This window comes from Sphingomonas rubra, from assembly GCF_900115745.1.
In the GTDB taxonomy this organism is placed as follows: domain Bacteria; phylum Pseudomonadota; class Alphaproteobacteria; order Sphingomonadales; family Sphingomonadaceae; genus Sphingomonas; species Sphingomonas rubra.
This window is the reverse complement of sequence record NZ_FOXP01000012.1, coordinates 34,095-60,000: the sequence shown is the minus strand read 5'-3', so window position 1 is coordinate 60,000 and position 25,906 is coordinate 34,095. Positions and strand designations below refer to the sequence as shown.

The 25,906-nt window shown below is 69.2% G+C and carries 28 protein-coding genes, 1 tRNA gene, 2 rRNA genes and 1 pseudogene (1 of these 32 running past the window's edge); 12 read left to right on the top strand and 20 right to left on the bottom strand.

The window, feature by feature from the left end; genetic code table 11:
- From BM145_RS14510 to BM145_RS14500, 3 genes are all read left to right on the top strand, one after another.
- Window positions 1-2,372: ribosomal RNA gene (locus BM145_RS14510) — 23S ribosomal RNA — on the top strand; it begins 447 nt to the left of the window's first position.
- Window positions 2,373-2,575: 203 nt separating this feature from the next.
- A 5S ribosomal RNA gene (gene rrf, locus BM145_RS14505) occupies window positions 2,576-2,690 on the top strand.
- Window positions 2,691-2,768: 78 nt separating this feature from the next.
- Window positions 2,769-2,845 (top strand) — tRNA-Met (locus tag BM145_RS14500).
- A gap of 245 nt (window positions 2,846-3,090) precedes the next feature.
- Here the strand turns inward: BM145_RS14500 and BM145_RS14495 are convergent.
- Both BM145_RS14495 and BM145_RS14490 read right to left on the bottom strand, forming a co-directional pair.
- Window positions 3,091-3,495: an EF-hand domain-containing protein gene (locus tag BM145_RS14495; protein ID WP_245739367.1), complete on the bottom strand. Its 405-nt coding sequence runs from the start codon at window positions 3,493-3,495 to the stop codon at window positions 3,091-3,093.
- A 31-nt stretch (window positions 3,496-3,526) separates the two neighbouring features.
- Window positions 3,527-4,093: an HNH endonuclease gene (locus tag BM145_RS14490; protein WP_093334389.1), complete on the bottom strand. Its 567-nt coding sequence runs from the start codon at window positions 4,091-4,093 to the stop codon at window positions 3,527-3,529.
- Between the two features lie 53 nt (window positions 4,094-4,146).
- On the opposite strand from BM145_RS14490, the gene gluQRS reads away from it, so the two are divergent.
- The 5 genes from gluQRS (at window position 4,147) to egtD (ending at window position 8,300) form a co-directional block, all read left to right on the top strand.
- Window positions 4,147-5,052 (top strand): tRNA glutamyl-Q(34) synthetase GluQRS, encoded by a 906-nt coding sequence (gluQRS, locus tag BM145_RS14485; protein WP_093334388.1) that lies wholly within the window; start codon window positions 4,147-4,149, stop codon window positions 5,050-5,052.
- 9 nt (window positions 5,053-5,061) lie between these two features.
- Entirely contained in the window at window positions 5,062-5,289 is a 228-nt protein-coding gene (locus BM145_RS14480; protein ID WP_093334387.1) for a twin transmembrane helix small protein, read from the top strand.
- A 161-nt stretch (window positions 5,290-5,450) separates the two neighbouring features.
- Window positions 5,451-6,011 carry a cob(I)yrinic acid a,c-diamide adenosyltransferase gene (locus BM145_RS14475; protein ID WP_093334386.1) on the top strand — a complete coding sequence of 187 codons (561 nt, stop codon included), beginning with the start codon at window positions 5,451-5,453 and terminating at the stop codon, window positions 6,009-6,011.
- Between the two features lie 34 nt (window positions 6,012-6,045).
- Entirely contained in the window at window positions 6,046-7,326 is a 1,281-nt protein-coding gene (egtB, locus tag BM145_RS14470; protein ID WP_093334385.1) for an ergothioneine biosynthesis protein EgtB, read from the top strand.
- Window positions 7,326-8,300 carry an L-histidine N(alpha)-methyltransferase gene (egtD, locus tag BM145_RS14465; RefSeq protein ID WP_093334384.1) on the top strand — a complete coding sequence of 325 codons (975 nt, stop codon included), beginning with the start codon at window positions 7,326-7,328 and terminating at the stop codon, window positions 8,298-8,300. Before egtB ends, egtD begins: the two co-directional genes overlap by 1 nt.
- Here egtD and BM145_RS14460 read toward each other — a convergent pair.
- Genes BM145_RS14460 through BM145_RS14450 form a run of 3 tightly spaced genes read right to left on the bottom strand, consistent with a single transcriptional unit; the run spans window position 8,297 to window position 9,917 of the window.
- Window positions 8,297-8,932 (bottom strand): heme exporter protein CcmB, encoded by a 636-nt coding sequence (locus BM145_RS14460; protein ID WP_093334383.1) that lies wholly within the window; start codon window positions 8,930-8,932, stop codon window positions 8,297-8,299. The genes egtD and BM145_RS14460 overlap by 4 nt on opposite strands.
- Window positions 8,929-9,501 (bottom strand): heme ABC exporter ATP-binding protein CcmA, encoded by a 573-nt coding sequence (gene ccmA, locus BM145_RS14455; protein WP_093334382.1) that lies wholly within the window; start codon window positions 9,499-9,501, stop codon window positions 8,929-8,931. The genes BM145_RS14460 and ccmA overlap by 4 nt, the downstream gene beginning before the upstream one ends.
- A complete protein-coding gene (locus BM145_RS14450) occupies window positions 9,498-9,917 on the bottom strand; it encodes a metallopeptidase family protein (protein WP_245739366.1) in 420 nt (139 codons plus the stop codon). Before BM145_RS14450 ends, ccmA begins: the two co-directional genes overlap by 4 nt.
- Window positions 9,918-9,964: 47 nt before the next feature.
- Between BM145_RS14450 and BM145_RS14445 the strand changes: the two are divergent.
- Window positions 9,965-10,264, top strand: a pseudogene (locus tag BM145_RS14445) (4a-hydroxytetrahydrobiopterin dehydratase); the annotation flags it as partial.
- Between the two features lie 167 nt (window positions 10,265-10,431).
- On the opposite strand, the gene BM145_RS14440 reads toward BM145_RS14445, so the two are convergent.
- The gene (locus tag BM145_RS14440) at window positions 10,432-11,226 is read right to left on the bottom strand and encodes an SDR family oxidoreductase (RefSeq protein ID WP_093334379.1); all 795 of its coding nucleotides are present in this window, start codon (window positions 11,224-11,226) and stop codon (window positions 10,432-10,434) included.
- A gap of 48 nt (window positions 11,227-11,274) precedes the next feature.
- On the opposite strand from BM145_RS14440, the gene BM145_RS14435 reads away from it, so the two are divergent.
- Both BM145_RS14435 and BM145_RS14430 read left to right on the top strand, forming a co-directional pair.
- Entirely contained in the window at window positions 11,275-12,033 is a 759-nt protein-coding gene (locus BM145_RS14435; RefSeq protein ID WP_093334378.1) for an ATP-binding cassette domain-containing protein, read from the top strand.
- Window positions 12,030-13,571, top strand: coding sequence for an ABC transporter permease/substrate-binding protein (locus tag BM145_RS14430; protein ID WP_093334377.1), 1,542 nt, complete (start codon window positions 12,030-12,032; stop codon window positions 13,569-13,571). Before BM145_RS14435 ends, BM145_RS14430 begins: the two co-directional genes overlap by 4 nt.
- 71 nt (window positions 13,572-13,642) lie before the next feature.
- On the opposite strand, the gene BM145_RS14425 is transcribed toward BM145_RS14430, so the two are convergent.
- From BM145_RS14425 to argH, 5 genes are all read right to left on the bottom strand, one after another.
- Window positions 13,643-14,596 carry a zinc transporter ZntB gene (locus BM145_RS14425; RefSeq protein ID WP_093334376.1) on the bottom strand — a complete coding sequence of 318 codons (954 nt, stop codon included), beginning with the start codon at window positions 14,594-14,596 and terminating at the stop codon, window positions 13,643-13,645.
- The gene (locus tag BM145_RS14420; protein WP_093334375.1) at window positions 14,593-15,351 is read right to left on the bottom strand and encodes a precorrin-2 dehydrogenase/sirohydrochlorin ferrochelatase family protein; all 759 of its coding nucleotides are present in this window, start codon (window positions 15,349-15,351) and stop codon (window positions 14,593-14,595) included. Before BM145_RS14420 ends, BM145_RS14425 begins: the two co-directional genes overlap by 4 nt.
- A gap of 276 nt (window positions 15,352-15,627) precedes the next feature.
- On the bottom strand, window positions 15,628-16,890 hold the full coding sequence (lysA, locus tag BM145_RS14415) for a diaminopimelate decarboxylase (RefSeq protein ID WP_093334374.1): 1,263 nt from the start codon (window positions 16,888-16,890) through the stop codon (window positions 15,628-15,630).
- Window positions 16,891-16,892: 2 nt separating this feature from the next.
- A complete protein-coding gene (locus tag BM145_RS14410) occupies window positions 16,893-17,126 on the bottom strand; it encodes a hypothetical protein (protein ID WP_093334373.1) in 234 nt (77 codons plus the stop codon).
- On the bottom strand, window positions 17,123-18,490 hold the full coding sequence (gene argH / locus BM145_RS14405) for an argininosuccinate lyase (protein WP_177200229.1): 1,368 nt from the start codon (window positions 18,488-18,490) through the stop codon (window positions 17,123-17,125). Before argH ends, BM145_RS14410 begins: the two co-directional genes overlap by 4 nt.
- Window positions 18,491-18,509: 19 nt before the next feature.
- On the opposite strand from argH, the gene BM145_RS14400 reads away from it, so the two are divergent.
- On the top strand, window positions 18,510-19,100 hold the full coding sequence (locus tag BM145_RS14400) for a TlpA family protein disulfide reductase (RefSeq protein ID WP_093334371.1): 591 nt from the start codon (window positions 18,510-18,512) through the stop codon (window positions 19,098-19,100).
- Window positions 19,101-19,298: 198 nt separating this feature from the next.
- On the opposite strand, the gene BM145_RS14395 is transcribed toward BM145_RS14400, so the two are convergent.
- The 9 genes from BM145_RS14395 to BM145_RS14355 all read right to left on the bottom strand — a co-directional run bounded on the left by BM145_RS14395 (window position 19,299) and on the right by BM145_RS14355 (window position 25,903).
- Window positions 19,299-19,697 carry a flagellar protein FliS gene (locus BM145_RS14395; RefSeq protein ID WP_093334370.1) on the bottom strand — a complete coding sequence of 133 codons (399 nt, stop codon included), beginning with the start codon at window positions 19,695-19,697 and terminating at the stop codon, window positions 19,299-19,301.
- Window positions 19,697-21,070, bottom strand: a complete 1,374-nt coding sequence (fliD, locus tag BM145_RS14390; RefSeq protein WP_093334369.1) for a flagellar filament capping protein FliD — start codon at window positions 21,068-21,070, stop codon at window positions 19,697-19,699. The genes BM145_RS14395 and fliD overlap by 1 nt, the downstream gene beginning before the upstream one ends.
- 48 nt (window positions 21,071-21,118) lie before the next feature.
- Window positions 21,119-22,267: an EscU/YscU/HrcU family type III secretion system export apparatus switch protein gene (locus BM145_RS14385; protein WP_093334368.1), complete on the bottom strand. Its 1,149-nt coding sequence runs from the start codon at window positions 22,265-22,267 to the stop codon at window positions 21,119-21,121.
- A gap of 12 nt (window positions 22,268-22,279) precedes the next feature.
- A complete protein-coding gene (gene fliR, locus BM145_RS14380; protein WP_093334367.1) occupies window positions 22,280-23,053 on the bottom strand; it encodes a flagellar biosynthetic protein FliR in 774 nt (257 codons plus the stop codon).
- A gap of 94 nt (window positions 23,054-23,147) precedes the next feature.
- On the bottom strand, window positions 23,148-23,417 hold the full coding sequence (gene fliQ, locus BM145_RS14375) for a flagellar biosynthesis protein FliQ (protein WP_093334366.1): 270 nt from the start codon (window positions 23,415-23,417) through the stop codon (window positions 23,148-23,150).
- A 117-nt stretch (window positions 23,418-23,534) separates the two neighbouring features.
- Window positions 23,535-24,410 carry a flagellar type III secretion system pore protein FliP gene (gene fliP / locus BM145_RS14370; protein WP_093334365.1) on the bottom strand — a complete coding sequence of 292 codons (876 nt, stop codon included), beginning with the start codon at window positions 24,408-24,410 and terminating at the stop codon, window positions 23,535-23,537.
- Window positions 24,407-24,670: a flagellar biosynthetic protein FliO gene (locus BM145_RS14365; protein WP_093334364.1), complete on the bottom strand. Its 264-nt coding sequence runs from the start codon at window positions 24,668-24,670 to the stop codon at window positions 24,407-24,409. The genes fliP and BM145_RS14365 overlap by 4 nt, the downstream gene beginning before the upstream one ends.
- A gap of 1 nt (window position 24,671) precedes the next feature.
- Window positions 24,672-24,971 carry a flagellar motor switch protein FliN gene (gene fliN / locus BM145_RS14360; protein WP_093334363.1) on the bottom strand — a complete coding sequence of 100 codons (300 nt, stop codon included), beginning with the start codon at window positions 24,969-24,971 and terminating at the stop codon, window positions 24,672-24,674.
- On the bottom strand, window positions 24,968-25,903 hold the full coding sequence (locus BM145_RS14355; RefSeq protein ID WP_093334362.1) for a FliM/FliN family flagellar motor switch protein: 936 nt from the start codon (window positions 25,901-25,903) through the stop codon (window positions 24,968-24,970). The genes fliN and BM145_RS14355 overlap by 4 nt, the downstream gene beginning before the upstream one ends.
- Window positions 25,904-25,906 lie beyond the last annotated feature (3 nt).

Sequence of the window (25,906 nt, the reverse complement as noted above, 5' to 3'; positions counted from 1 at the left end):
TTCTGTCTGAACATGGGGGGACCACCCTCCAAGCCTAAATACTCGTATGCGACCGATAGCGAACTAGTACCGTGAGGGAAAGGTGAAAAGCACCCCGATGAGGGGAGTGAAACAGTACCTGAAACGGATTGCCTACAAGCAGTTGGAGGGTTCTTTGAGGCCTGACAGCGTACCTCTTGCATAATGGGTCTGTGACTTAATGTATCGAGCAAGCTTAAGCCGTTAGGTGTAGGCGCAGCGAAAGCGAGTCTGAATAGGGCGCCCATAGTTCGATGTATTAGACCCGAAACCCGGCGATCTAGGCATGACCAGGATGAAGGTGCGGTAACACGCACTGGAGGTCCGAACCGATTAACGTTGAAAAGTTACCGGATGAGTTGTGTTTAGGGGTGAAAGGCCAATCAAGCCGGGAAATAGCTGGTTCTCCGCGAAAACTATTGAGGTAGTGCCTCGGATGGACACCCTAGGGGGTAGAGCACTGGATGGATGCGGGGGTCGCGAGATCTACCAACTCTAACCAAACTCCGAATACCTAGGAGTGATATCCGGGAGACAGACGGCGGGTGCTAAGGTCCGTCGTCAAAAGGGAAACAGCCCTGACCTACAGCTAAGGTCCCCAAGTCACGTCTAAGTGGGAAAGCATGTGGAAATCCCAAAACAACCAGGAGGTTGGCTTAGAAGCAGCCATCCTTTAAAGAAAGCGTAACAGCTCACTGGTCTAAACAAGGGTTTCTGCGGCGAAGATGTAACGGGGCTCAAGACGTGCACCGAAGCTTAGGGTGTGGATTTATCCACGCGGTAGCGGAGCGTTCCGTAGGCCTGCGAAGCGATCTGGTAATGGGTCGTGGAGGTATCGGAAGTGCGAATGCAGACATGAGTAGCGATAAAGAGGGTGAGATGCCCTCTCGCCGAAAGACCAAGGGTTCCTGCGCAAGGCTAATCCGCGCAGGGTGAGCCGGCCCCTAAGACGAGCCCGAAGGGGGTAGTCGATGGGAACCACGTTAATATTCGTGGGCCTGGTGGTGTGTGACGGATCTCGTGTGTTGTTCAGCCTTATTGGATTGGCTGGGCTTCGAAGAGGTTCCAGGAAATAGCCCCACCGTATAGACCGTACCCGAAACCGACACAGGTGGTCAGGTAGAGTATACCAAGGCGCTTGAGAGAAGTGTCCTGAAGGAACTCGGCAAATTGCCTCCGTACCTTCGGAAGAAGGAGGCCCTCACTAAGCGCAAGCTTTATGAGGGGGCACAGGCCAGGGGGTAGCGACTGTTTAGCAAAAACACAGGGCTCTGCTAAGTCGGCTTCAAGACGACGTATAGGGCCTGACGCCTGCCCGGTGCCTGAAGGTTAAGTGGAGGGGTGCAAGCTCTGAAATGAAGCCCAGGTAAACGGCGGCCGTAACTATAACGGTCCTAAGGTAGCGAAATTCCTTGTCGGGTAAGTTCCGACCTGCACGAATGGCGTAACGACTTCCCCACTGTCTCCAGGACATGCTCAGCGAAATTGAATTCCCCGTGAAGATGCGGGGTACCCGCGGTTAGACGGAAAGACCCCGTGCACCTTTACTGCAGCTTCAGAGTGGCATTAGGAAGGAACTGTGTAGCATAGGTGGGAGGCTTTGAAGCATTGGCGCCAGCTGATGTGGAGCCGTAGGTGAAATACCACCCTGTTGTTTTCTGATGTCTAACTTCGCACCGTGAAACCGGTGCAAGGACCCTCTGTGGCGGGTAGTTTGACTGGGGCGGTCGCCTCCTAAAGAGTAACGGAGGCGCGCGATGGTGGGCTCAGGCCGGTTGGAAACCGGCTGCAAGAGTGCAATGGCATAAGCCCGCCTGACTGCGAGACTGACAAGTCGAGCAGAGACGAAAGTCGGTCATAGTGATCCGGTGGTCCCTCGTGGAAGGGCCATCGCTCAACGGATAAAAGGTACGCCGGGGATAACAGGCTGATAACCCCCAAGAGCTCATATCGACGGGGTTGTTTGGCACCTCGATGTCGGCTCATCACATCCTGGGGCTGGAGCAGGTCCCAAGGGTTTGGCTGTTCGCCAATTAAAGTGGTACGTGAGCTGGGTTCAGAACGTCGCGAGACAGTTTGGTCCCTATCTGCCGTGGGCGTCGAAATTTGAGAGGAGTTGACCCTAGTACGAGAGGACCGGGTTGAACGTACCTCTGGTGTACCTGTCGTCGTGCCAACGGCGCAGCAGGGTAGCTATGTACGGACGGGATAACCGCTGAAAGCATCTAAGCGGGAAGCCTCCCTCGAGATAAGATTTCTCAGAGCGGTCGAAGACCACGACCTTGATAGATCGGATGTGGAAGCGCGGTAACGCGTGAAGCTAACCGATACTAATCGCTCTATTCGCGCTTGAGAGTGCCACACCACCAACATCAGCACCGGACACAAACCGGACTGGGTGGGATGATGACCTCCAACCAGATTATACAACACCGTGCACGGCATCGATTTGAACCAGCCCCCGAGGGAACGCTCCTCGCCACCCGTGGCGACCGGCATCCCCCCTCAGGGCTCTCATGAAGTACCACTTCATGAGAATATCTCACGCGCTCCATTGCCTGGTGGCTATAGCGTCGGTGTCCCACCCGATCCCATCCCGAACTCGGCCGTGAAACCCGACTGCGCCAATGGTACTATCGCTCAAGCGATGGAAGAGTAGGTCGTCGCCAGGCATTGCAGCCCGTGAGAGAACAAGAACCCATTCACATTCCCCCGACAAACCGTCGGGAACTGGGGCAACATGCCCCCGTCGCGGGGTGGAGCAGCCCGGTAGCTCGTCAGGCTCATAACCTGAAGGTCACAGGTTCAAATCCTGTCCCCGCAACCAAATAACACGCCTCAGGTCGGATAAGCCGCTCGCGTCGGCGTCGTGCCGGTACGGCAATGACCGTTTGTAACGATCAACTCGACTCCCATCGGGGAGTCTCAACCTGCGTCGCTCGCGGACCTGTATCCTGTCGTCGCTCAGCGGGCCGCGAAGCTGCTGCGTCAGCCTGTAACAGTGGACTAGACGGTCATACCAACGGGTGCGCCTTCGACAGCGACGCGTTCCTCATGAAGAATAACCGCTCGTCAGGGTAGGCGCGGAGCCGAGTTGACGGGAGTGGGCGTGGATACGGGACGCGAACGGTACGTCTCGCGTTCCTCGGACGTGACGGTGCCGTCGCGATTGAGGTCCATACGGTCGAAAAAGCCCAGCATGCCCTCGCTGAACTCGCTGGCAGTGACTTGACCATCGCCGTTGCGGTCCAACTCTCGCAGTCGCGAATTCTGGCGAGGCATCTCGTCAGAACTGATGATATCATTGCCATCGCGATCCAACGTGCGGAATCGTCGGTCCATCATGGTGCCGAAATCTATTCGGGAGGTTACGGAGGGTGGTGTGAAGGAAGCAGCGCGGGCGTCGGCAGCGGCTTGTCTTTGCTCGGGATTTTGGCCGCAGGCCGTGGTTGTCAACGCGCCGAGCAGCGCCACCATCACCGTCCTTGTCCGCATCATCACATCCCCGTCACGCGTCGAGCTCGACATCCCAGTAGAGCCAGTCGTGCCACGTGTCGTGCAGGTAATTGGGCGGAAAGCTGCGGCCGTGTTCCTGGAGGTGCCAGTTGGTCGGCCGGACTGGCTCGACCGGCAGCGGCATCGCCGCCTGGCGGGGCGTGCGGCCCCCTTTCCTGAGGTTGCACGGCGCGCAGGCGGTGACGACGTTCTCCCACGTCGTCCGGCCTCCTTGCGCGCGCGGCACGACGTGATCGAAGGTGAGGTCGCGCCCGCGGCCGCAATACTGACACTCGAACCGGTCGCGCAGGAACAGGTTGAAGCGGGTAAAGGCCGGAAACGGCGTGGGCCGCACGAACTGTTTAAGCGCGATGACCGAGGGCAGCTTCATCGACAGGCTGGCGCTGTGCACCTCGCGCTCGTAGTGCGCGACCACGTCGACGCGGTCGAGGAACATCGCCTTGACCGCCGTCTGCCAGGGCCACAGGCTGAGCGGGTAGTAAGACAGCGGCGTATAATCCGCGTTGAGCACCAGCGTCGGGCAGGCATCGGGATGTCGGATCAGATCGGGATGAAACACGCATCCTCCCCAGCAAAACCGAGGACGCTGTCGCCCAGCGGCGTGACGCGGGTATGACAGCACGCCATGCGAAGCCGGGTCAACCCCCGGCGGCGACACGGGCGCTGACAAGGGCGGCAACGGTGACGCGGTTCGCGCCGAGCCCGACGGGGCGGCTGCACGCCGGCCACGCCTTCTCGGCGGTACGCGCGCATGATTTCGCGGCGAGCCGCGGCGGGCGTTTCCTGCTCAGGATCGAGGATATCGATCAGGGGCGGTCGCGACCCGAGCACGTCGCGACGATCCTGGCCGACCTAGTCTGGCTGGGGCTCGACCACGAGGCACCGGTGTTCCAGTCGGCGCGGCGGGAGCGGTATGCGGCGGCGCTGGACACGCTGAGGGCGCGGGGTCTGGTCTATCGCTGCTTCTGCACCCGCGCGGAGATCGCGGCGAGCCAGGGCGCGCCGCACGGGGGCGAGCCGGTCTATCCGGGCACGTGCCGGCGGCTGGACGCGGCGGAGGTGGCCGCGCGGGCGGATGCGCCGCATTGCTGGCGGCTCGACATGGCGATGGCGGTCGCGCTGGCCGGACCGCTGTTGTGGCACGATCACGGGCACCCCGTCGCGGCGATGCCGGCGGCGCAGGGCGACGTGGTGCTGGCGCGCAAGGATGCGGGCACGAGTTACCATCTGGCGGTGACGGTGGACGACGCGGCCCAGGGCGTGAGCGACGTGGTGCGCGGGATCGACCTGTTCGCCGCCACGCACGTCCATCGGCTGCTGCAAGCGCTGCTCGGCCTGCCGACCCCCGCCTATCACCACCACCCGCTGCTGCTGGGACCGGACGGCGAGCGACTGGCCAAGCGGCACGGCGCGCCGACGCTCGCGGCGTTGCGCGAGGCGGGGGAGGACGGGCGCGCCTTCGCCGACGCCCTGCGGGAGGGCCGGCTGCCCACTGGTTTTTCGACCGCGAACGCCTAGATTGATGGCATGAACACTTTCCTCGTCATCCTGCTGATCGCCGCGATGATCGCGACGGTCGTGGCGCTCGTCCGCGGCGTGATCGCCTTCCTTCAGGAGTCCACCGCGCAGGTGAAAGGCAACGGGCCGAGCCAGGCGGCGCTGAAGTCCAATCGAATGATGCAGCAGCGAATCTTCTTCCAGGCGGCGGCGATCCTGCTGGTGGTGTTGATCCTGTTCGCGGCGGGGCGCACCTGACCGGCAATCGCCGGGGCATTGCCTTTTTGCATGAAGCTTCCGTCGTCATGCCGGGCTCGTCCCGGCATCCACGGTCGCGGGCGTTGCGCTGCTTGACCCTGGATGCCGGGACGAGCCCGGCATGACGGAGGAAGACTGGGCGGGTGACGAGGAGGCCGAGGATGGTCAAGCTCAACAAGATTTACACGCGGACGGGTGACGGCGGGACGACCGGGCTGGTTGATGGCTCGCGGGTGTCCAAGGCCGATCCGCGCATGGTGGCGATCGGCGACGTGGACGAGGCGAACAGCGCGATCGGGGTGGCGAGCGCTGCCCTGGCGGAGGGGCCGGTGCGCGAGGAGCTGACGCGTATCCAGAACGACCTGTTCGACCTGGGCGCCGACCTGGCCACGCCGGCGGGCATAGAGGGAGCGCTGCGCGTCGTGCCCGCGCAGGTCGAGCGGCTGGAGGCGGCAATCGACCGGCTGAACGGCGAATTGTCGCCGCTCGACAGCTTCATCCTGCCGGGCGGCGATCCGGGCGCGGCGGCGGTGCATCTAGCGCGCGCGGTGGCGCGGCGGGCGGAGCGATCGATCGCGGCGATGGCGGAGACGGGGGAAGGAGCGAGCGCGGCGGCGGCGAGCTACGTCAACCGGCTGTCCGACTATCTGTTCGTCGCCGCGCGCTGGCTGAACCAAAAAGGCGCTGCCGACGTTCTGTGGGTTCCAGGGGGAACGCGCTGAGCCGATCGCTCGCGCCCGACGAGAGGATGCGAGCATGGGTCGAGCGGCGGTGGCGAGCGAGCGATCCCCCCTCCGCGACCGGTTCGCTGCCGTCCGATCGCTGACGCTGGAACTGACCGATCGATTGTCCGACGCCGACGCCAGCGTGCAGTCGATGGCCGATGCCAGCCCGGCGAAATGGCATCTGGCGCACACGACCTGGTTCTTCGAAACGTTCGTGCTGCGCGACCACGTGGCCGGTTACGCGCTCCACGACGAACGTTTCCCATTCCTGTTCAACAGCTATTACGAGGCAGAAGGGCGGCGCCACGCGCGCGACCGGCGCGGCATGGTGACGCGGCCGACGCTGGACGAGGTCCGCGCCTATCGCGCGCACGTCGACGCGAGCGTTGAGGCGGCATGGCCGACGCTGCCCGCCGCGGCGCGCGAGCTGGTGGCGCTCGGCTGCCATCATGAGGAGCAGCATCAGGAACTGCTCGTCACCGACCTGCTGCACCTCTTCTCCGAGAACCCGCTGGAGCCGGCGCTGTTTCCGGCCGAGCGCAAGGTGCCGGTGGCGATGCCGGGGCCGATCGGCTGGATCGAGCGCGGCGAGGAGATCGTCGAGATCGGCCATGCGGGCGACGGGCCCTCGACCGGGCTCGGGACAGGCTTTGCCTTCGACTGCGAGGGGCCGCGGCACCGCGCGCTGCTGTCCCCCCACGGGATCGCCGACCGCACCGTCACCAACGGCGAATGGGCCGCGTTCATCGCCGATGGCGGCTATCGCGAGCCGCGCTGGTGGCTGGCGGACGGCTGGGCCTGGGTAAAGGCGGGCGCGATCGGGGCGCCGCTCTACTGGGAAGAGCAGGGTGGCGGCTGGACGCGTTTCGGCCTGGACGGGCGGCGGCCGATCGATCCGGCGGCGCCGGTGACGCATGTCAGCTTCTTCGAGGCGGATGCCTATGCCGCCTGGGCGGGCGCCAGGCTGCCGACCGAGTTCGAGTGGGAGGCGGCGGCGAGCGCGTTCGAGGCGGCTGACGGCAACCAGCTCGACGCCGCGGGCGCGGTCGAGCCGCGACCGGCGGAGGGTGGCGCGGCGTTCTTCGGCGACGTGTGGGAGTGGACGGGGAGCGCGTACCGCCCCTATCCCGGCTTCCGACCGCAGGAGGGCGCGGTGGGCGAGTATAACGGCAAGTTCATGAGCGGCCAGTTCGTGCTGCGCGGCGGATCGTGCGCCACGCCGCGCGGGCACGTGCGGGCGAGTTATCGCAATTTCTTCTACCCGCACCAGCGCTGGCAGTTCACCGGCGTGCGGCTGGCCAAGGACCTTTGATGCTGAAGGGGGAGGGTGACATACCAAGCGGGCTGGTCGATCCGGCATTCCGGGCGGACGTGCTCGCCGGACTGGCGCGGCGCCCGCGCGCGATCCCGGCGCGCTGGTTCTACGACCGGCGTGGGTCGGAACTGTTCGAGGCGATCACCGAGCTGCCCGAATATTACCCGACCCGGACGGAGATCGGCATCCTCGAACGGATCGGCGCGGAGGTGCGCGATCTGGTCGGCGAGGGGCGGGCGGTGGTCGAGTTCGGGTCGGGATCGTCGACCAAGACGCCGATCCTGCTGCGCGCGGTGGCGCCGTCGGCGTACGTGCCGATCGACATTTCCGGCGATTTCCTGCGTGAATCCTCGCGCGTGCTGGCGGCGCAATTCCCCGACCTGCCGGTGCTGCCGTTCGAGGCGGACTTCATGCGGCCGCTGGCGCTGCCCGGCGCGATCGGCGGGTCGGCCAAGCTGGGCTTCTTTCCCGGATCGACGATCGGCAACATGACACCGCTCGCCGCGATCGACCTGCTGCGCGCGATGCGGGCGTCGCTGGCGGAAGGGGCGATGCTGCTGATCGGCATGGACCGGATCAAGGATGCGGCCGTGCTGGAACCCGCGTACGACGATGCGGCCGGCGTCACCGCGGCGTTCAACCTGAACCTGCTGGCGCGGATCAACCGGGAGCTGGACGGGACGGTGCCGCTCGACGCCTTCGCGCACGTCGCGCGCTGGAACGACGATCGGGCACGGATCGAGATGCATCTGGCAGCGACGCGGGACGTCGACTTCACCGTCGACGGCCGTCCCTTCGCGATGGCGACGGGGGAGACGATCCACACCGAGAACAGCCACAAATACGGCCCCCGCGACGCGCGCATCCTGCTGCGCGGCGGCGGCTGGACGCCGGTGGCCGAATGGACCGACCCCGCCGGGCTGTTCGCGGTGATCCTGGCCGAGGCGCAGGCGGAGCGGCCGGCGCCTTAATCCATCCCGGCCCGGATCGCGGCACCCGCCGCGAACGGCGCGCCGGCGACGAGCAGCAAGCTGGCGGCGGCGAGGAGTTTCAGCGCGCCGCTGCCGCTCTCCACCGCGCCGGCGCCGAAGATCAGCAACGGCAGCGCGAGCGGCAGCATGACGAGGCCCGCGACGGCGCCGGCGCCGCGCAGCCCGGCGGTGAGCGCGCCGGTGGCGACCGCGAGCGCGGCGAGGCCGGGTGTGCCGAGCAGCAGGCTGAGCTCGACCAGCATCAGCGTTCGCGACGGCAGGCCGAGCAGCGCGGCGGCGATGACGCTCGCCGCCATCAGCGGTGGTGCGAAGGAGAGCCAGTGCGCCAGCGTCCTGGTCGCGGCGACCGCGGCGAGCGAGTGCCCCCGCACCGCGAACTGGTCGATCACCCCCGCCTCCAGATCGGGCGCGACGAGCCGCTCGACGGGCAACAGCGCGGCGAGCAGCGCGGCGGCCCACACCACCCCGCCGCCGACCCGCGCCAGCAGCGCCGCATCGGGGCCGACCGCGAAGGGAAACAAGGTCGCGACGAGCAGGAAGAACGCGACCACCAGCGTCGGCGAGCCGCCGGCATAGGCGCGGCGGACGTCGCGGAGCAGGAGTGCGATCACGCCGCCCCCCCTAGCGCGATCGTCGCGCCACCCGGCAATGCAAGCGGCAGGTGCGTCGCGACCAGCACCGCGCCACCCGCCGCGCGATGGTCGGCGACCAGCGCCTCCAGCCGGGCGATGGAGGCGGTGTCGAGGCCGTTCGCCGGCTCGTCGAGCAGCCACAGCGCCGCGCCGCTCGCGACCACGCGAGCGAGCCCGGCGCGGCGGCGCTGGCCGGTGGAGAGCAGGCGGACGGGCACGTCGGCGAGGGGAAGGAGGTCCACCGCGGCGAGGGCCGGCTCGACCCGGTCGCGCGTGCCGTCGAGCGTCGCCCAGAATGCCAGCGCCGCGGCCAGCGCCCGCTCGCCGTCGAGCGCGCATTGTTCGCCGAGCAGCGCGCGCGATCCCGTCTCGATCCGGCCCTCGAACGGGCGGAGCAGGCCGGCGCACAGGCGCAGCAGGCTGGACTTGCCGGCGCCGTTCGGGCCGGTGACCACGCCCGCGTCGCCGCGACCGAGGGTCAGGTCCAGGTTCGCGAACAACAGCCGGCCGCCGCGCGCGCAGGCGACCTGGTCGAGCCGGAGGATCAATCGGTCCCCATATCGTCTTGGGAATCTTCGAGCGCGTGCATGTCGTCGTCGGACAGGCCGAAATGATGGCCGATCTCGTGAATGGTGACGTGGGCGACGAGGTCGTCGAGGCGCACGCCCGTCTCGCACCATTCGGCGAGGATCGCCTGGCGGTAGAGGTGGATGCGGTCGGGCAGCGTGCCGAAATCGCCGACGGAGCGGTCGCCGATCGGGCGGCCGTGATAAAGGCCGGTGAGGTCGAGCGGGTGGTCGAGGCCGAGGGCGGCGAGCGTCTCGGCATCCGCCTCCTCGTCGACGGTCAGCACGACGTCGCCGAGGTGCCGCGCGAACTGCGCCGGCAGCCGGGCGATCGTCGCGCGGGCGATCGCCTCGATCGCGGCGGCGTCCGGGGCGGTGCCGAGGTCTTGCCGTTCCATCCCGCCCGCCATAGTCCGCTGCGGGAGAGAACGGCAAGCAGGGGGCGAGGATGATCGAGGCGCTGAACGAGACCGACCGGACCGAGGCGCTGGCCGACCTGCCCGAATGGGACCATGACGAGGCGCGCGACGCGATCACCCGGCGGATCGTGTTCGCCGACTTCATCGAGGCGTTCGGCTTCATGACGCAGGTGGCGCTGATCGCCGAGCGGATGAACCACCATCCCGAATGGTCCAACGTCTACAACCGGGTCGACGTGCTGCTGACCACCCACGACGCCGGCGGCCTGTCGGCGCGCGACATCGACATGGCGCAGGCGATCGACGCGATCGTGGGGGAGGATTGAGGAGCTAGGGCGGATTGACATTCAACGCTGGGCCTCATCGTCCACCCCGGCGAAGGCCGGGGTCCAGCTGGGAGACGCGAACGGTCGGTCGTCGTACCTCTTCCACGACCTTCCCGACTGGACCCCGGCTTTCGCCGGGGTGGAAAAATGCCGCATGTCGATCCGGCCTAACCCTCGCCGAAGCCGCGCCGCATGCGCTTGCGCAGGGCGCCGGGGAACCAGCGGGCGGCGAATTTCAGCTTGTGCGCGGTGCGGCCGACATAGGTATGGACCGCGTCGCCGTGCACCGCGTCCCACGCGGCTTGCGCGACCGCCTCGACCGGGGTCAGTTCCATGCCGGCCTCCGTCACCCGTTCGCGGATGGTGCGGTTGCCGCCGCCGGCCATGCCGGACAGGAGCGGCGTCTCGACGAAGCTGGGGACGATCGAGCGGACCTTGATACCGGCTGACGCCCATTCGCCGTCGAGCGCCTCGGTGAGTGCGCGGACGCCGAACTTGGTCGCCGAATAGGGCGCGAGGCCGGCCGAGCCGTAGATCGCCGAGGCGGAGGCGGTGTTGAGCAGGCACGATCCCGGCGTCTTCGCGAGATAGGCGTAGCCGATCCGCGCGCCGTTGAGCACGCCCACCAGGTTGATCGCGACCGTGCGGTCGATATCGTCGAAGCTCATCGTGGCGAGCGGGCCGCCGGTGCCGATGCCGGCATTGTTGTGGAGCACGTCGAGCCGCCCGCCGCTGCCCGCGGTGAAGCCGTCGAGCGAGGCGACCCAGGCGTCGCGATCGCGCACGTCCATGTGGAAGGTGTCGACCATGCCGACCGGCAGCATCGCCGCCGTCTCGGCCAGGCCGGCGGCGTCGACGTCGGCGAGCCCGACGCGCCAGCCGCGGGCGGCGAAGAGCTGCGCGGTGGCACGGCCGATGCCCGACCCACCGCCGGTGATGAAGATCGATCGTACCGTCGCCATGGCTCCCCTCCGTTTGACGGGTGTCGGCGCATCCCGCATGTCGTGTCCATGCCAGCCGCCGCCCCCGCCGTCACCTTCGAAGACGTCGCCCGGCGATACGGCGCGGTGGCGGCGGTCGACGGCGTGTCGTGCCGGATCGAACCGGGCAGTTTCGTCGCGCTGGTCGGCGCGTCGGGATCGGGCAAGTCCACGCTGCTGAAGACGGTGAACCGGCTGGTGAGCCCGAGTGCGGGCCGCGTGCTGATCGACGAACAGGACGTGCGCGACGAGCCGGCCCCGGCGCTGCGGCGGCGGATCGGCTACGTCTTCCAGTCGATCGGGCTGTTCCCGCACTGGACGGTGGCGGAGAATATCGGCGTCGGCCCGCGCATCGCGAGGCAGGCGCCGGCCGACGTGGCGCGGCTGCTCGACATGGTCGACCTGCCGGCAGGCCTGGCCGGGCGGATGCCCGACGAACTGTCGGGCGGGCAGCGGCAGCGCGTCGCCATCGCCCGCGCGCTGGCGCCGGGGGCGCGGCTGCTGCTGCTCGACGAGGCGTTGGGCGCGCTCGACCCGGTGACGCGCGACGCGTTGGGCAGGCGGCTGCGCGCCTTGCACGACGAACTGGCGCTGACCACCATCCTGGTGACGCACGACATGGCGGAGGCGCTGCTGCTGGCAACGCGGGTGCTGGTGATGAAGGCGGGGCGGATCGTCGCCGACGCGAGCCCGGCGGAGCTGGTGAACGGCGGCGGCGGCGCGGACGCGCAGGCGCTGGTGCGGGTGCCGCGCGATCAGGCCGAGCGGCTGCGCGAGTTGGTCGGTTGAGCGCCTTCGCCGACGCTCTGTCGCGCGTGCCGCCGCTGCTCGCCGCGCACGTGCTGCTGTCGGTCGCGGCGCTGGCGCTGGCGGTGGCGATCGCGCTGCCGCTGGCGGTGTGGTCGGCCCGGCGGCCGCGCGTCGCGCGGGTCGCGCTGGGCTTCGCCAGCCTGGTGCAGACGATCCCGTCGCTGGCGCTGCTCGCGCTGTTCTTTCCGCTGTTGCTCAGCCTGCAATGGCTGCTGCCCGTCTCGCCGCTGGGCTTCGCGCCGGCGCTGTTCGCGCTGACGCTCTACGCATTGCTCCCGCTGCTTCGCAACGGCGTCGCCGGGCTCAACGGCATCGATCGCGGCGTTGGCGAGGCGGCGGACGCGGTGGGGATGACGACGTGGCAGAAGCTCGCGCTGGTCGAGGCGCCGCTCGCCGGGCCGGTCGCCATCGCAGGGCTGCGCACCGCGGCGACGTGGACGATCGGCGCGGCGACGCTGTCGACCACGGTGGGGCAGGCGAGCCTGGGCGACCTGATCTTCGCGGGCCTCCAGACGCAGAGCTGGTCGCTGGTGCTCGCCGGCTGCCTGGGCGCGGCGGTGCTGGCGCTGTCGGTCGACGCCGGGATCGGGCTGGTCGAGCGCGGGCTGGCGACGCGGCGGCGGCGCCTGTGGCTGGGAGCGAGCGTGGCGCTCGCCGCCGGCCTCGCCTTGGCGACGATGCCGCTGTGGCGCCAAGCCTTGCGAAGTGGCGGCGAGCGGCCGGTGGTGGTCGGCGCCAAGAACTTCGCCGAGCAGTATATCCTGGCGCGGCTGATCGGCGATCGGTTGGAGCGTGCCGGATACCGCGTCGAGTACCGCGACGGGCTGGGATCGGCGGTGATCTTCGGCGCAGTGGCGAGCGGGGCGGTCGACGTCTACGTCGATTATGCCGGCACGATCTGGACCAACGAGATGCGGCGCACCGACGTGCCCGACCGCCTCGCGATGCTGCGCGCGATCGGCGACTGGACGATGCGCACCAAGGGCGTGCGGATGGTGGGGGCGCTGGGGTTCGAGAACGCCTACGCCTTCGCGATGAAGGAAGGTGAGGCGCAACGGCTGGGGATCGCGACGCTGTCCGACCTGGCGGCACGGTCGCCGACACTGCGGCTGGGCAGCGACCTGGAGTTCCTAGAGCGGCCCGAGTGGGCGGCGGTGCGGCGTGCATACCGCATGCGCTTCGCCGCGGCGACGCCGTACAGCCCGACCTTCATGTACCAGGCGCTGGCGAGCGGGCGGGTCGACGTGATCTCCGCCTTCTCGTCGGACGGGCGGATCGCGGCGGATCGGCTGCGGGTGCTGAGCGATCCCGAGCGGGCGATCCCGGGATACGACGCGATGCTGCTGGTGGCACCGGCACGGGCGAGGGACGCGCGCTTCCTGAGGGCGCTCGCACCGCTGGTCGGGCGGGTACCGGTGGCGGCGATGCGCGCGGCCAATTACCGGGTGGATCGGGCGGAGGCGAAGGAGACGCCGAAGCAGGCGGCGCGGTGGCTGGCGGCGCGGGTCGGGCTGTAGTCTACTACCTCGTCACCCCGGCGGGGGCCGGGGTGGGCGATGGGCTGTGCGGAGCGGTCGGCGAATCTTCCTTATTTGCTGAACCAGTGCTGGCGGACGAACCAGATTACCACGCCCGCCGCGATCAGCGCGCAGGCACCGGCGATCGCGTCGAAGGCCCAGGGTTCCTGCGCGTAGGGCAGGTTGGCGACGTTCATGCCGTAGAGGCCGGTCAGGAAGGTCAGCGGCAGGAACACCAGCGCGGCGATCGAGATGACCAGCGAGCGGGTGTCGAGCTGCTCGGCGCGCAGGTCCGACAGCGTCTCATGCATCAGCGCCGATCGTTCACGGATCGATTCCAGCTCCTCCGCCATGCGCGCGGCGCGATCGGCGGCGGCGGCGATGTGGAGGCGGTCGTCGTCGCCCAGCCAGTCGCCCGGCAGCGCCGCGAGCTTCTCCAGCGCGGCGCGCTGCGGCGTCAGGAAGCGGCGATAGGCGATGGCGGCGATGCGCACCTTGCTGACGGTGCGGCGCAGCTCGAAGACGCGGCTGGCGTCCAGCTGCTCCTCGCAATCGTCGAGCTGGTCGCCGAGATCGGCGACGTCGGGGTCCAGGTCGGTGGTGATGGCCGCGGCGAAGGCGGTGATGAGGTCGCCGGGATCGGCGACGTGGCCCGCGGCCACCTCCGCCTTGACGGTGGAGACGGCGATCATCGGCTTCCTCGTCACCGAGATGACGCGGCCTTTCTGCGCCCAGATGCGGACGGAGGCGAGCAGGTCCGAATTGTCGAGCTCCTCCTTCGACCGGCCGCGCAGGTTAAGGAAGGCGCCCTGGTCGATCTTCTCGCAGCGGGGCCGCGTCTCGGTGGCGGTGAGGGCATCGACGACGTACCCGTCCAGTTGCGCGCGGTCGCGCAGCCATTCCTTGGTTTCGTCGTCGATCTGCGGAAGGTGGACCCAGACCATGTCCGGCCCCGCGGCGAGCGCGTCGGCCAGATCGATCGGGGTGCCGCGACCGGCGGCGACGCGGAAGCAATAAGCCTTCATGACGCGCGCAGAACGATCGACAGGCCGGGCATGATCCTTGGGCTTCCCACGATCCGCGCGGCGTCAGCACGGGCGCGGTCGAGGATGGCGGGGGGAACGTCGGCGTCGTGGAAGACGCGGTCGGCCGAGGCGAGCAGGCGCGCCTCGCGCAGCGTCAAATCGTCGGGATCGGCGGAGCGGAGGACGATCGTCTCCGTGCGGTCGCCGGCGGGTGCGGCGGGGTCGGCGAGCCAGGCGGCGGGGTCGCCATCGCCAAGCGGATCAAGCGAACCGCCGGGGGCGAGCGCGGCGGCGATGGCGCGGCGGCGCTCGCCGGCGTCGGGGAAGCGGGCGCGCAGCGTCCCGCGCCCGGCCTGGAGCGCGTGGGCGAGCGCGCCGAGCGTCGATGGCAGCAGCGCCTCGAGCCGCTGGCGCAGCGCCGCGGCGAGACCGGCGGACACACCGCCGGTGCCGATCGCAACGATCACCGGATCGCGGTCGACGATCGCCGGCAGGGTGAAGTCGCAATGATCGGGGCGGTCGACGGCGTTGACGAGCAGCCCGCGCGCCTTGAACCGGGCGACGGCGGCGAGGGCCTCTGCCTCGTCGTCGATCGCGACGATCGCGAGCGCGGCGGGCGCGTCCTCGCCGACGATGGCGGCACCGGCTCGGGCGAGCAGGCGGCGCTTGGCGTCGGCGGCGTCGCCCTCACCCAGCAGGATCACGGGGCGGCCGTGGAGGCGGACGAAGAGGGGGAGGCTGTGGAGGAACGGCATCACGCGTCGCCTCGGCCTAAGCCGGGACTTTTCTGAAACGCCGTCGTGCCTGCTTCTTCCGTCATGCCGGGCTCGTCCCGGCATCCAAGGCCACGATCGGCAGCGCTGCTTGGCCCTGGATGCCGGGACGAGCCCGGCATAACGACGGGTTTGTCGCGAAGGTTCTGCCTTGCGCTGAAGTTCATGGCGCCGCGGGTGTGGGCGCAAGAGGCTCGAAACGCTCGCCTCGCCGCGGGATAGGCCCCGGATCAAGTGGGGGGTGACGGGGAGCGGGCGTCACCCGCCCAGCCATTCGGGCACGCGTTCCGCCGCGATCAGCGCCTCCGCCGCGACGCGGTCGGCGACCACGGCGTAGCGGTTGCCGTCGACCAGCACCTCGGGCACCAGCGGGCGGCTGTTGTAGGTCGACGCCATGGTCGCGCCGTACGCGCCGGCGGTGCGGAACACGGCGAGGTCGCCGCTCTCCACCCGGTCGATGTCGCGGCCCATCGCGAAAGTGTCGCCACTCTCGCACACCGGACCGGCGACATTGGCGGTCATCCGCTCGCCGCTGGGCTCGACCGCAGCGAAGTCATGCCACGCGTCGTAGAGCGCGGGCCGCGCGAGGTCGTTCATCGCCGCGTCGACGATCACGTAAGGGTGGACGACGCCGGGTTTCACCCACACCACCTCCGTCATCAGCACGCCCGCGTTGCCGGCGATGACGCGGCCAGGCTCGAACATCAGTTCCGCGTCCCAGTCGGCGGTGACGCGCGCGACCATGGCGCCGTAGTCGGCCGGGCTCGGCGGCGCGTCGCCGGCCTTGTAGGGGACGCCGAGGCCGCCGCCCAGGTCGACGTGGGTGATGTGGTGCCCGGCGGCGCGTAGCTCGCCCACCAGTTCGCCGATGCGGACATAGGCGGCCTCCAGGGGAGCGAGGTCGAACAGCTGGCTGCCGATATGGACGGCAATCCCGCGCAGGTTCAGGCCGCGCAGCGCGGCGAGGCGATCGAACATGGCGGGTGCCTGGTCGATCGGCACGCCGAACTTGTTCTCGCGCCGGCCCGTCGAGATCTTGGCGTGGGTGCCGGCGTCGACGTCCGGGTTGACGCGCAGGGTGGCGGGGGCGGCCAGGCCGCGCTCGGCGGCGAGGGCGGCTAGGACGACGCCTTCCTCCTCCAGCTCCAGGTTGAACTGGCCGATGCCGGCGTCGAGGGCGGCGGCCAGCTCCGCCCTGGTCTTGCCGACGCCGGAGAAGACGATGTCGGCGGGCGCCATGCCGGCGGCGAGCGCGCGCTTCATCTCGCCCACCGACACCACGTCGGCACCGTAGCCCTCGTCGGCGAGGACGCGGAGCACGGCGAGATTGGGGTTGGCCTTGATCGCGTAGGCGAGATGCTTGCGCGGCACGCCGGCCAGCCCCTCGCGGAACACGCGCGCGTGACGGCGCAGCGTGGCGGCGGAGTAGACGTAGACGGGGGTGCCGACCTCGCGCGCGACCGTCGGCAGGGCGACGTCCTCGGCATGCATCACGCCGTCACGGTAATCGAAATGGTTCATGGTCAGCCCGGTGGCAGGTCGAACTCGTCCGACCGGCGCTCGTCGGAGCGGCGGAGGAGTTCGTCGGAACGTTGTGGCCGCTGCTGTGGCGTCGGGGTGAGCAGCTCGGCGGGGGTCGGCGTGGCGTTGGCGCCGCGCGGCGCGACGGGCAGCGACTGGCCGGGCGCGGGCTGGAGCCCGGCGGCCGAGCCGCAGCCGGCGAGCAGCAGCGCGCCCGAGAGGACGAAGCGCTTCACGCGGTTTCCCCGCGTGCGGCGGCAATGGCGGCGCGGACGTTGGCGGGGGCGGTGCCGCCGAAGCTGGTCCGGCTGGCGACAGAGGCGTCGACCGACAGCACGTCGTAGACACGATCGTCGATGCGCGGATCGATCGCGCGCAGGTCGGCGAGCGGCAGCTGGTCGAGCCGGACGCCCTCCGCTTCCGCGCGCGCCACCGCGCGGCCGGTGATGTGATGCGCCTCGCGAAACGGCACGCCGCCCTCGCGCACCAGCCAGTCGGCGAGGTCGGTGGCGGTGGAGAAGCCCGATTCGGCCAGGGCACGCATCCGGTCGGGGCGGAAGGTCGCGCTCTCGACCATGCCGGTCATCGCCGCGAGCGACAGGGCGAGCAGGTCGTGTGCCTCGAACACCGGTGGCTTGTCGTCCTGCATGTCCTTGGAATAGGCGAGCGGCAGGCCCTTCATCGTCACCGTCAGCGACACGAGGCAGCCGGTGATGCGGCCGGCATGGCCGCGGACCAGCTCGGCCGCGTCGGGGTTGCGCTTCTGCGGCATGATCGAGCTGCCGGTCGACCATTGGTCGGAGAGCGCGACGAAGCCGAAGGGCTGCGACGCCCACAGCACGAACTCCTCGGCGAGGCGCGACAGGTGAAGCGAGCATTGCGTCGCGGCTTGCAGATAATCGAGCGCGAAGTCCCGGTCGCTGACCGCGTCGAGCGAGTTGCGCGTGGGGCCGTCAAAACCGAGCGCGGCGGCGGTCGCGTCGCGGTCGATCGGGAAGCCTGTGCCGGCGAGCGCGGCGGAGCCGAGCGGACAGCGGTTCATCCGCGCGCGCGCGTCGGCGAACCGAGACACGTCGCGCGCGGCCATCTCGTAATAGGCCATCAGATGGTGGCCGAGCGTGACGGGCTGTGCCGATTGCAGGTGGGTGAAGCCGGGCATGACGCTGGCGGCGTGTTCCTCGGCGCGGGCGAGCAGTGCCTGCTGGAAGGCGGTCAGTGCCGCCAGCACCTGGTCGATCGCCGCGCGCACCCACAGGCGGAAGTCGGTCGCGACCTGATCGTTGCGGCTGCGCGCGGTGTGGAGGCGGCCGGCGGCGGGGCCGATCGCCTCGGCCAGCCGCGCCTCCGTCAGCATGTGGATGTCCTCCAGCGACAGGTCGTCGGGCACGCCGTCCGCCTGATAGCCGGCGGCGACCTGCTCCAGTCCGGCCGCGATCGCGTCGGCGTCGGCGGGCGAGACAATGCCGGCGGCGCCCAGCATTGCCACGTGCGCGCGGCTGCCGGCGACGTCCTCGCGCCACATCCGCTTGTCGAAGGGCAGGCTGGCGTTTATCTCCCGCATCACCGCGGCAGGCCCTTCGGCGAAGCGCCCGCCCCACATCGCGTTCGAGGTACCGTTCATGTCGTCGCGCGTCGCGATCGCCTGTCTCCTGGCCGTATTGACCGCCGCCTGCGATAGGCAAAGCGCCGGTGGGGAGCAAGCCAACGTCGCGGCTCCCTCCACCGACGAGGCGGCGCCGGCGCCCGACGAGGCCGCACCCGCTGCGCCGGCGACCGCGCCCGCCGGCAAGATCGATCGCAGCCACAAGGGCGAGGCGGCGCCGACCGCGTCGTTCGCCGATCCGTCAGGCAAGCCGGTGACGCTGGCGGCCTTCCGCGGCAAGCCGGTGCTGGTCAATCTGTGGGCGACGTGGTGCGCGCCGTGCATAGCCGAGATGCCGACGCTCGACGCGCTTGCCGGGTCGGGCGCGGTGCGCGTCCTCGCGGTCGCGCAGGACTTGCAGCCGGAGAAGGTGGCGCCGTTCTTCGCGACGAGGAAGTTCGCGCATCTGCAACCGTATCAGGACCCCAAGCTGGGGTTGAGCACGGGACTGGGCGCCAATCTGCCGACCACGATCCTCTACGACGCGCAAGGGCGCGAGGTGTGGCGGGTGACGGGCGGGTTCGACTGGGCGTCGGCGGAGGCCAAGGCGTTGGTGGGCGAGGGGTAGGAGGGGCGGAAACCCGCCGCTGACGATCCTGCTTGCAAGGAGATTCTTTGCGAAACTCCTCTCAGCCTCCCCGGCGAAGGCCGGCGCCCAGTTGGGAAAGGCTCGTAAGTAGTTCGAACCGTTGCCCAACTGGGCCCCGGCCTTCGCCGGGGAGGCAAGAGGGCACAGGCTACGTAACGCTCCCCCGCAAGAAGAGGATTATCCCGTCGCGGTGGCCCAGGCGGCGGCGATCTCGGCCATGGTGTCGGCGGTGGAGCGGAAGGGGGCGGGATCGTCGCCGATCGAGGCGGACACCACCTCGCTCCGCGCGCCGGCGTAGAGGCGGGCGAGCGTCTTCGACACCTCGCCGCCCTGCTCGAAATCGAGATTCGCCTCCAGCGCGAACAGGATCGCCGTGGCGCGGGTCACACGCTCGCTCTTCACGCGAAACGCCCTGGCTTCGACCGCGCAGGCCGCCGCGCGGAGCGCCGCGACCAGCTCGGCGTAGAGCAGCTGGACCAGCGCCGGGCCGGTCGCGGCCTGCGCGGTGCGGCCAGCGATGTCGATCTCGCGATAGGTCGCCCACGGATCGCGCAGCAGGGTGGAGGCGTAGGCCATCAGCTGTCGCTCTTGTTCCAGGCGGCGATCTGATTGGTCAGGAACGTCTGGGTCGATTTATAGGCCGCCACCCGCGAGTCCATGCTGGCGAACTGCCGCGTCATCCGCTCGGTCGTCGCGGCGGTCGCGTCGGCGAGCTTCGCCTTGGCGGTGGCGAGGTCGCTCTGCTGCCTGGTGTAGCGCGTGGTCGCCGCATCGAGGCCGAAAGTCTTGTCGGTCAGCCGCGTCGCGATGCTCGACATCGCCGCGGACAGGCCGCCGCCGCTCGCGCCGGTGCCGTCGGCGAACAACGCCTCCACCGCCGCCGGATCGCCGGCGAGCGTGCGGGTGAGGCGGGCCGTGTCGACCGACAGCGTGCCATCGCGGTTGGTGGCGACGCCGATGTCCGCCAGCGTCTGCACCGTGCCGGCGCCGGTCAGCTTGGTGGTCGTCAGCGTAGACAACGCGCGCGCGATGCCGGTCGCGGCGGCGTCGCTGCGGAGCACGCCCGTGGTGGCGTTGGTCGCCTCCTTCAGCACGGCCTGGAGCTCGTTATAGGTGGCGACGAAGTCCGACACCGCCTGCGACAGCGCCGCGGTCGGCCGCGTCGCCGCGATCGTGGTGGTGCCGGTGCCGGTCAGATCCAGCTTCACGCCCGGCACCAGATTGTTGATGCTGTTGCTGGCGCGGGTGTAGCGGGCGCCGTCGACGGTGACCTGCGCGTCCTGCGCGACCGTGCCGATCTTCAATCCCGCATCGCCGGTCGCGAAGACCGACAGGCCGGTGCCCGCGGCGGTGCCGTCTGTGTCGGTGGCGGCGATCTCGAACGCCTGGGAGGCGCCGGTGGCGCTCTTCACCGTCAGCCGCGTGCCGTCGCCATCGGCGACCAGCGCGGTGGAGAAGCCGGTCTCCTTCTTGATGAGCGCGGCGACGTCGGCCAGGGTCGCGCCCTGCGGCACGGTGATCGACTTGGTGACCTTGGTGTCGGAGCCGGTCGTCACGTCGAGCGTGCCGCCGCGGAACGTCTCGCCCGGCACGACGATGCGCGAGGTGGCGGCCTGAGCCTGCGCGATCCTGTCCACCGTCAGCGTGGTCGCCGCGGTCGGTGCGGTCGCGCCGGCGATCAGCGAGGCGCCGAGCACGGCGGCGTTGGAACTGGTCGGCTGCGTCGCCAGCGAGCCGCTCTTGACCAGCGACTTCAGCGCCGAGTCGAAGCCGGTGATCGCGCTCTTCAGCTTGGCCACGCCGGAGATCTGCGCGGTGAGCGTGTCGGACTTGGTGGTGAACTGCTTCGTCTTGGCGGCATATTGCGCGTCGACCAGGCTGGTGACCAGCGCCTTGAGGTCGATGCCCGATCCCGATCCGAGCGTCTTGGTGATCGAGTCGACGGCCATCGTGTATCCTCGTGCTTGCCCCCGTAAACGGCCACATGGGCGCGAATTTTAGGATTGTTTCGCGCCGTTCTCGTCGAAGCGCGCGCCCGGCGGCACGTCGACCGGCGGCAGCGCGGCGGGGAAGGGCGGGGTGCCGGTGCCGCCCGCCGCGGCGTTGAGGCCGAAGACGAAGGCGAGCACGGTGGCGATGGCGACGTAGAGGTCGTCCCGCACCTCCTGCCCCTCGCGGCTGGTATAGTAGACGGCGCGAGCGAGCTGCGGATATTCGAGCACGGGCACCGCAACCTCGGCCGCGATCTCGCGGATGGCGAGCGCGGTCGCGCCGCGACCCTTGGCCACCACCACCGGCACCTGGTCGCGGCCCCGGTCGTAGCGGAGCGCGACCGCGAAATGCGTCGGGTTGGTGAGCACCACGTGCGCCTCCGCCACCGCCTTGCGCGCGCCGCCCGATAGCATGGCGCGAGCGCGGGCGCGCATATGGCCCTTCATCTCGGCATTGCCCTCGCCCTCCTTGTGCTCGTCCTTTACCTCCTGCTTGGTCATGCGCAGCTTGCTCAGGCGCTGGATGATCTGGAGCGGCACGTCGATGCCGGCGATAACGACCAGCCCGAAGCTCATCGCGAAGAGAATGCCGGTGAAGGTGCCGCCGATCTCGTCCAACGCGACTGTCAGGTTGGACGACGACAGGCCGAGGGTGGCGCGCGACGCCTTCCACAGCATCCAGCCGCCGATCGTGCCGAGCAGCACGACCTTCAGGATCGACTTGGCGAGTTCGATCCAGCCGTTGGTGCCGAAGATGCGCTTCAGGCCGGAGGCGGGATTGATGCGACTGGCCTTGGGCGCGAACAGGCCGGCGTTGAAGCCGACGTTGCCGAGCATCATGCCCGACACGATCGCGGCGGCAAGGCTGATCGCGAGGAGCGAGCCGACCGGCATCGCCAGCCGCCACCCGGCTTCCGCGAGCGGGCGCCAGGGGGAGAATTCCTCCACGTCGCCGCGCCCGAACTGGAAGCTCGCCGCCATGACGTCGCGGCATGCGGCGAGCAGCGCCGGCCCCATGAACACCAGCCAGGCGACGCCGACCAGGACGACCAGCGCCGTCGCCAGGTCGCGCGAGCGGAGGACATTGCCGTCCTCGGCCGCCTTGTCGCGGCGCTTCTGGGTTGGGGCTTCTGTCTTTTCGCCACCCTCCGACATCCTGCCAGCCCCTCAGCCGAGCACGATGGTCTGCGCGGCGCCGAGCGCCTCGCGGATGATGACGAGCATATAGTCGCCCATCGCCGGAAAGCCGATCGCCAGCGCGATCACGCCGACCGCAAGACTGGCGGGCAGGCCGACCGAGAACAGGTTCAGCGACGGGGCCGCGCGGCTCATCATGCCGACGACGATGTTGAGGCACAGCAGCAGGAAACCGACCGGCAGCGCCAGCAGCAGCCCCGCCAGGAAGGCGTAGCCGCCGAAAAAGGCGATCGCCTTCAGCCGGTCCGGCCCCATCCAGGCGGCGCCGGGGGGCAGCGCGTCGTAGCTCTTCACCAGCATGTCGACCAGGACGAGGTGCCCGTCGACCGACAGGAACAGCAGCGTCAGCATGATCGACATGAACTGGCCGAGCGCCGGGGACGAGCGGCCGTTCTGCGGATCGATCGACGAGGCGAAGCCGATCCCCATCGATCCGCCGATCAGCTCGGACGCGATCAGCGGCGCGGCAAAGGCGGTCTGGAGGATGAAGCCCATCGCGAACCCGACCAGTGCCTCCGCGGCGATGGCGATAAAGGTGGTGACGGCGAACACGGTCGGCGGCGGCACCACGGGGTGCGCGGCGAGGACCAGCACGCCGATCGCGCCGGACAGCGACACGCGCACGATCACCGGCAGCGACACCGCGCCGAACACGGGCGCCGCCACGAACGCCGCGCCGATCCGGACCATGACGAAGATCAGGGCCCAGAGCTGCGGTTCGATGGAGAGGCCGAAGCCGAGCACTAGACGTCACCCCGGGCTTGTCCCGGGGTCCAGGGCCACGAACGATGGCGCTGCTTGGCTCTGGATGCCGGGACGAGCCCGGCATGACGGTGATTCACTTCACCAAGTCCGGGATCCGCTCGAACATCGCGGTGGTGAAATCGGTCAGCAGCCCCAGGATCAGGCTGCCGAAGATCAGGATGGAGAACGCGACCACGACGAGCTTCGGCACGAAGGTCAGCGTCTGCTCGTTGATCGAGGTTGCGGCCTGCACCATGCCCAGGATCAGCCCGGCCAGCAGCGCGGGCACCAGGATCGGCGCGGCGGCGAGCGCCAGCACCCACATCGTCTGGTTGGCGATGGTCAGGAAATAATCGGCGTCCATCGGGGCTTTCTCTCAACCGTTCGTCCCGGGCGATGTCGAAGGACATGCCAGGGCAGAACCGTTCGGGGCTTGTGCTTCGACTGCGCTCAGCACGAACGGGGTGGGGAGCGACCGGGTTCAGGTCGCGAACGAGTTCGCCAGGCTGCCCATCGTCAGCGCCCAGCCGTCGACCAGCACGAACAGGAGGAGCTTGAAGGGCAGCGAGATGATCGTCGGCGACAGCATCGCCATGCCGAGCGACATCAGCACCGTCGCGACGACCAGGTCGATGACGATGAAGGGCAGGAAGATCAGGAAGCCGATCTGGAACGCCGTCTTCAGCTCGGAGGTGATGAAGGCGGGGAGCAGCACCGCGAAGGGCACGTCCTGCGGCCGGGCGAACGGGCCGGTCTTCGCCAGGTCGGCGAACATCGTCAGGTCCTTTACCCGCGTCTGCTTGGTCATGAAGGCGTGCAAGGGGGCGCCGGCGGTCTGGATCATCTGCGTGCCGGCGAGCTGCCCGGCGGCATAGGGCTGGATCGCGGTGGCGTTGATCTGCGAGATCGTCGGCGCCATCACGAACAGCGACAGGAACAAGGACAGGCCGATCAGCACCTGGTTGGGCGGCGTCTGCTGGAGGCCCAGCGCCTGGCGCAGCACGGCCAGCACGATGATGATCCGCGTGAAGCTGGTCATCATCAGGAGGATGCCCGGCAGGATCGTCAGCAGGCCCATGATGATGAGGACCTGGAGCGACAGCGACAGCGGCGCGGATTGCCCGCCCGCCTGCCCGCCGAGCTGCCCCAGCGCGCGGTCGACCGCGTCGCCGACGCCGGGGGCGGGTGCGGCCGGCGCGCCCTGCGCGAAGGCGGGCGCGGCGACGACGATCGCCAGCAGCAGCGCGAGCAGCACCCAGAGGAACTTGTACGGCGCGCCCGACGGCGCCGCGACCGGCGCGGCGTGGCCGCGGATCAGCGCGGGGCCGTGGCCCCTGCGGGTGACGGACACGTTCACGCGAGCGGCCCTTCCACCTTGTCGACCAGGTTGACGCCGCCGCGCCCGACCGAGACGAGCAGGCGCTTGCCCTCGAAATCGAGCACCGCGAGGCGCAGGCCCGGCGAGATCATCATGGTCTCGCGCACGGCGATCAGCCGCGTCGTGGTCTTGCCCGGCATCCGGCTCTCCAGCTTGCGCCACAGATACAGGCAGCCGATCATCAGGCCGCAGACGAGCGGCAGCAGCACGACCAGTTTCAGGATGTACGACCAGAGCATGTCAGCGAGCCCCGCCCGCCTTGTCGGGCGAGACCAGCTCGGTCATCTTGACGCCGAAGCGGTCGCCGACCGTCACCACCTCGCCGCGGCCGATCAGCGTGCCGTTAACGAACACGTCGAGCAGTTCGTCCGCCTGGCGGTCGAGTTCGATCACGCTGCCCTCGCCGAGCGCGAGCAGTTCGCGCAGGCTCAGCGAGGTCGAGCCGATCTCGACCGTCAGCTTGACGTCGACGTCCTGGAGCAGCCGGAAATTGGCGGCCACGGCCGTATCCACCGGAAAGGCGCCGGTCATCTGGTTCATTCGTCGAGTCCTTCGGGAACGCTGAGAGAGGTGAGGCGGATCGCGGCGCGGCCGTTGGCGGTGCCGACGGTGCCGTGCCCAAGCCGGTCGCGGCCGACCATGACCGGCACGTTGGCGTCGATCGAGATCGGGATCACATCGCCCGCCTTCAGGTCCATCAGCGTCGCCAGCGGCACGATCGGCTCGGCCAGAACGGAGCGGACGGGAAAGCGGACCTGCATGGTGGCGCGGGTCAGGTTGTTGCGCCAAACGGGATCGGGCTCGGCCTTGTCGAGCACCTTGCCGGTGAGCGACGCGCCGTGGGCTTTAAGCGCCGCGACCGAGTAGACGAGATCGACGAACACCGGCGCGGCGGTGCCCGCGGCGATGCCGAAGCGGGTGACGATCACCGCGTCGTCGCCGTCGATGTCGGCGCCCGTCTCCACCGTGCCGGGCACGAAGGAGGCGTGGGTCAGCGGTTCCCAAGCGGCGCCCAGCGGCCCCGCCACCTGCTGGCCGATGCGCGCGGCCATCGCCTCGGCCGCGGGCGAGAACTCGGCCGGCAGCGGGCTCGGCACCGCGCCGGTGCCGCCGAAGAACAGGTCGAGCAGCTCCAGCACCAGCGCGGCATCGATCACCAGCCAGGCGGTGCCGTTGGCGGGGCTCATCGCGAGCGGCACCCAGGCGGCGAGCGTGTCGCCGCGCTCGATCCGATAGTCGCCGAAGCGCTGCACGCCGAGCGGTTCGGCGAAGGAGCGCACGTCCTGGCGGAACAGCGGCTCCCACACCGCGCGCAGCGAGCGGGCGAGGCGCGCACAGACGTGTTGCAGCGTGTGGAGATCGCCGAACGGGTTCAGCTTGGTGGTGCCAAGCGTCGCCGCCTGCGCGACGGCGGGCTCGCGCTCGCGACGGCGGCGATCTCCTCCGGCAGTGTTTCGCGGCGCGTTAACCATGCC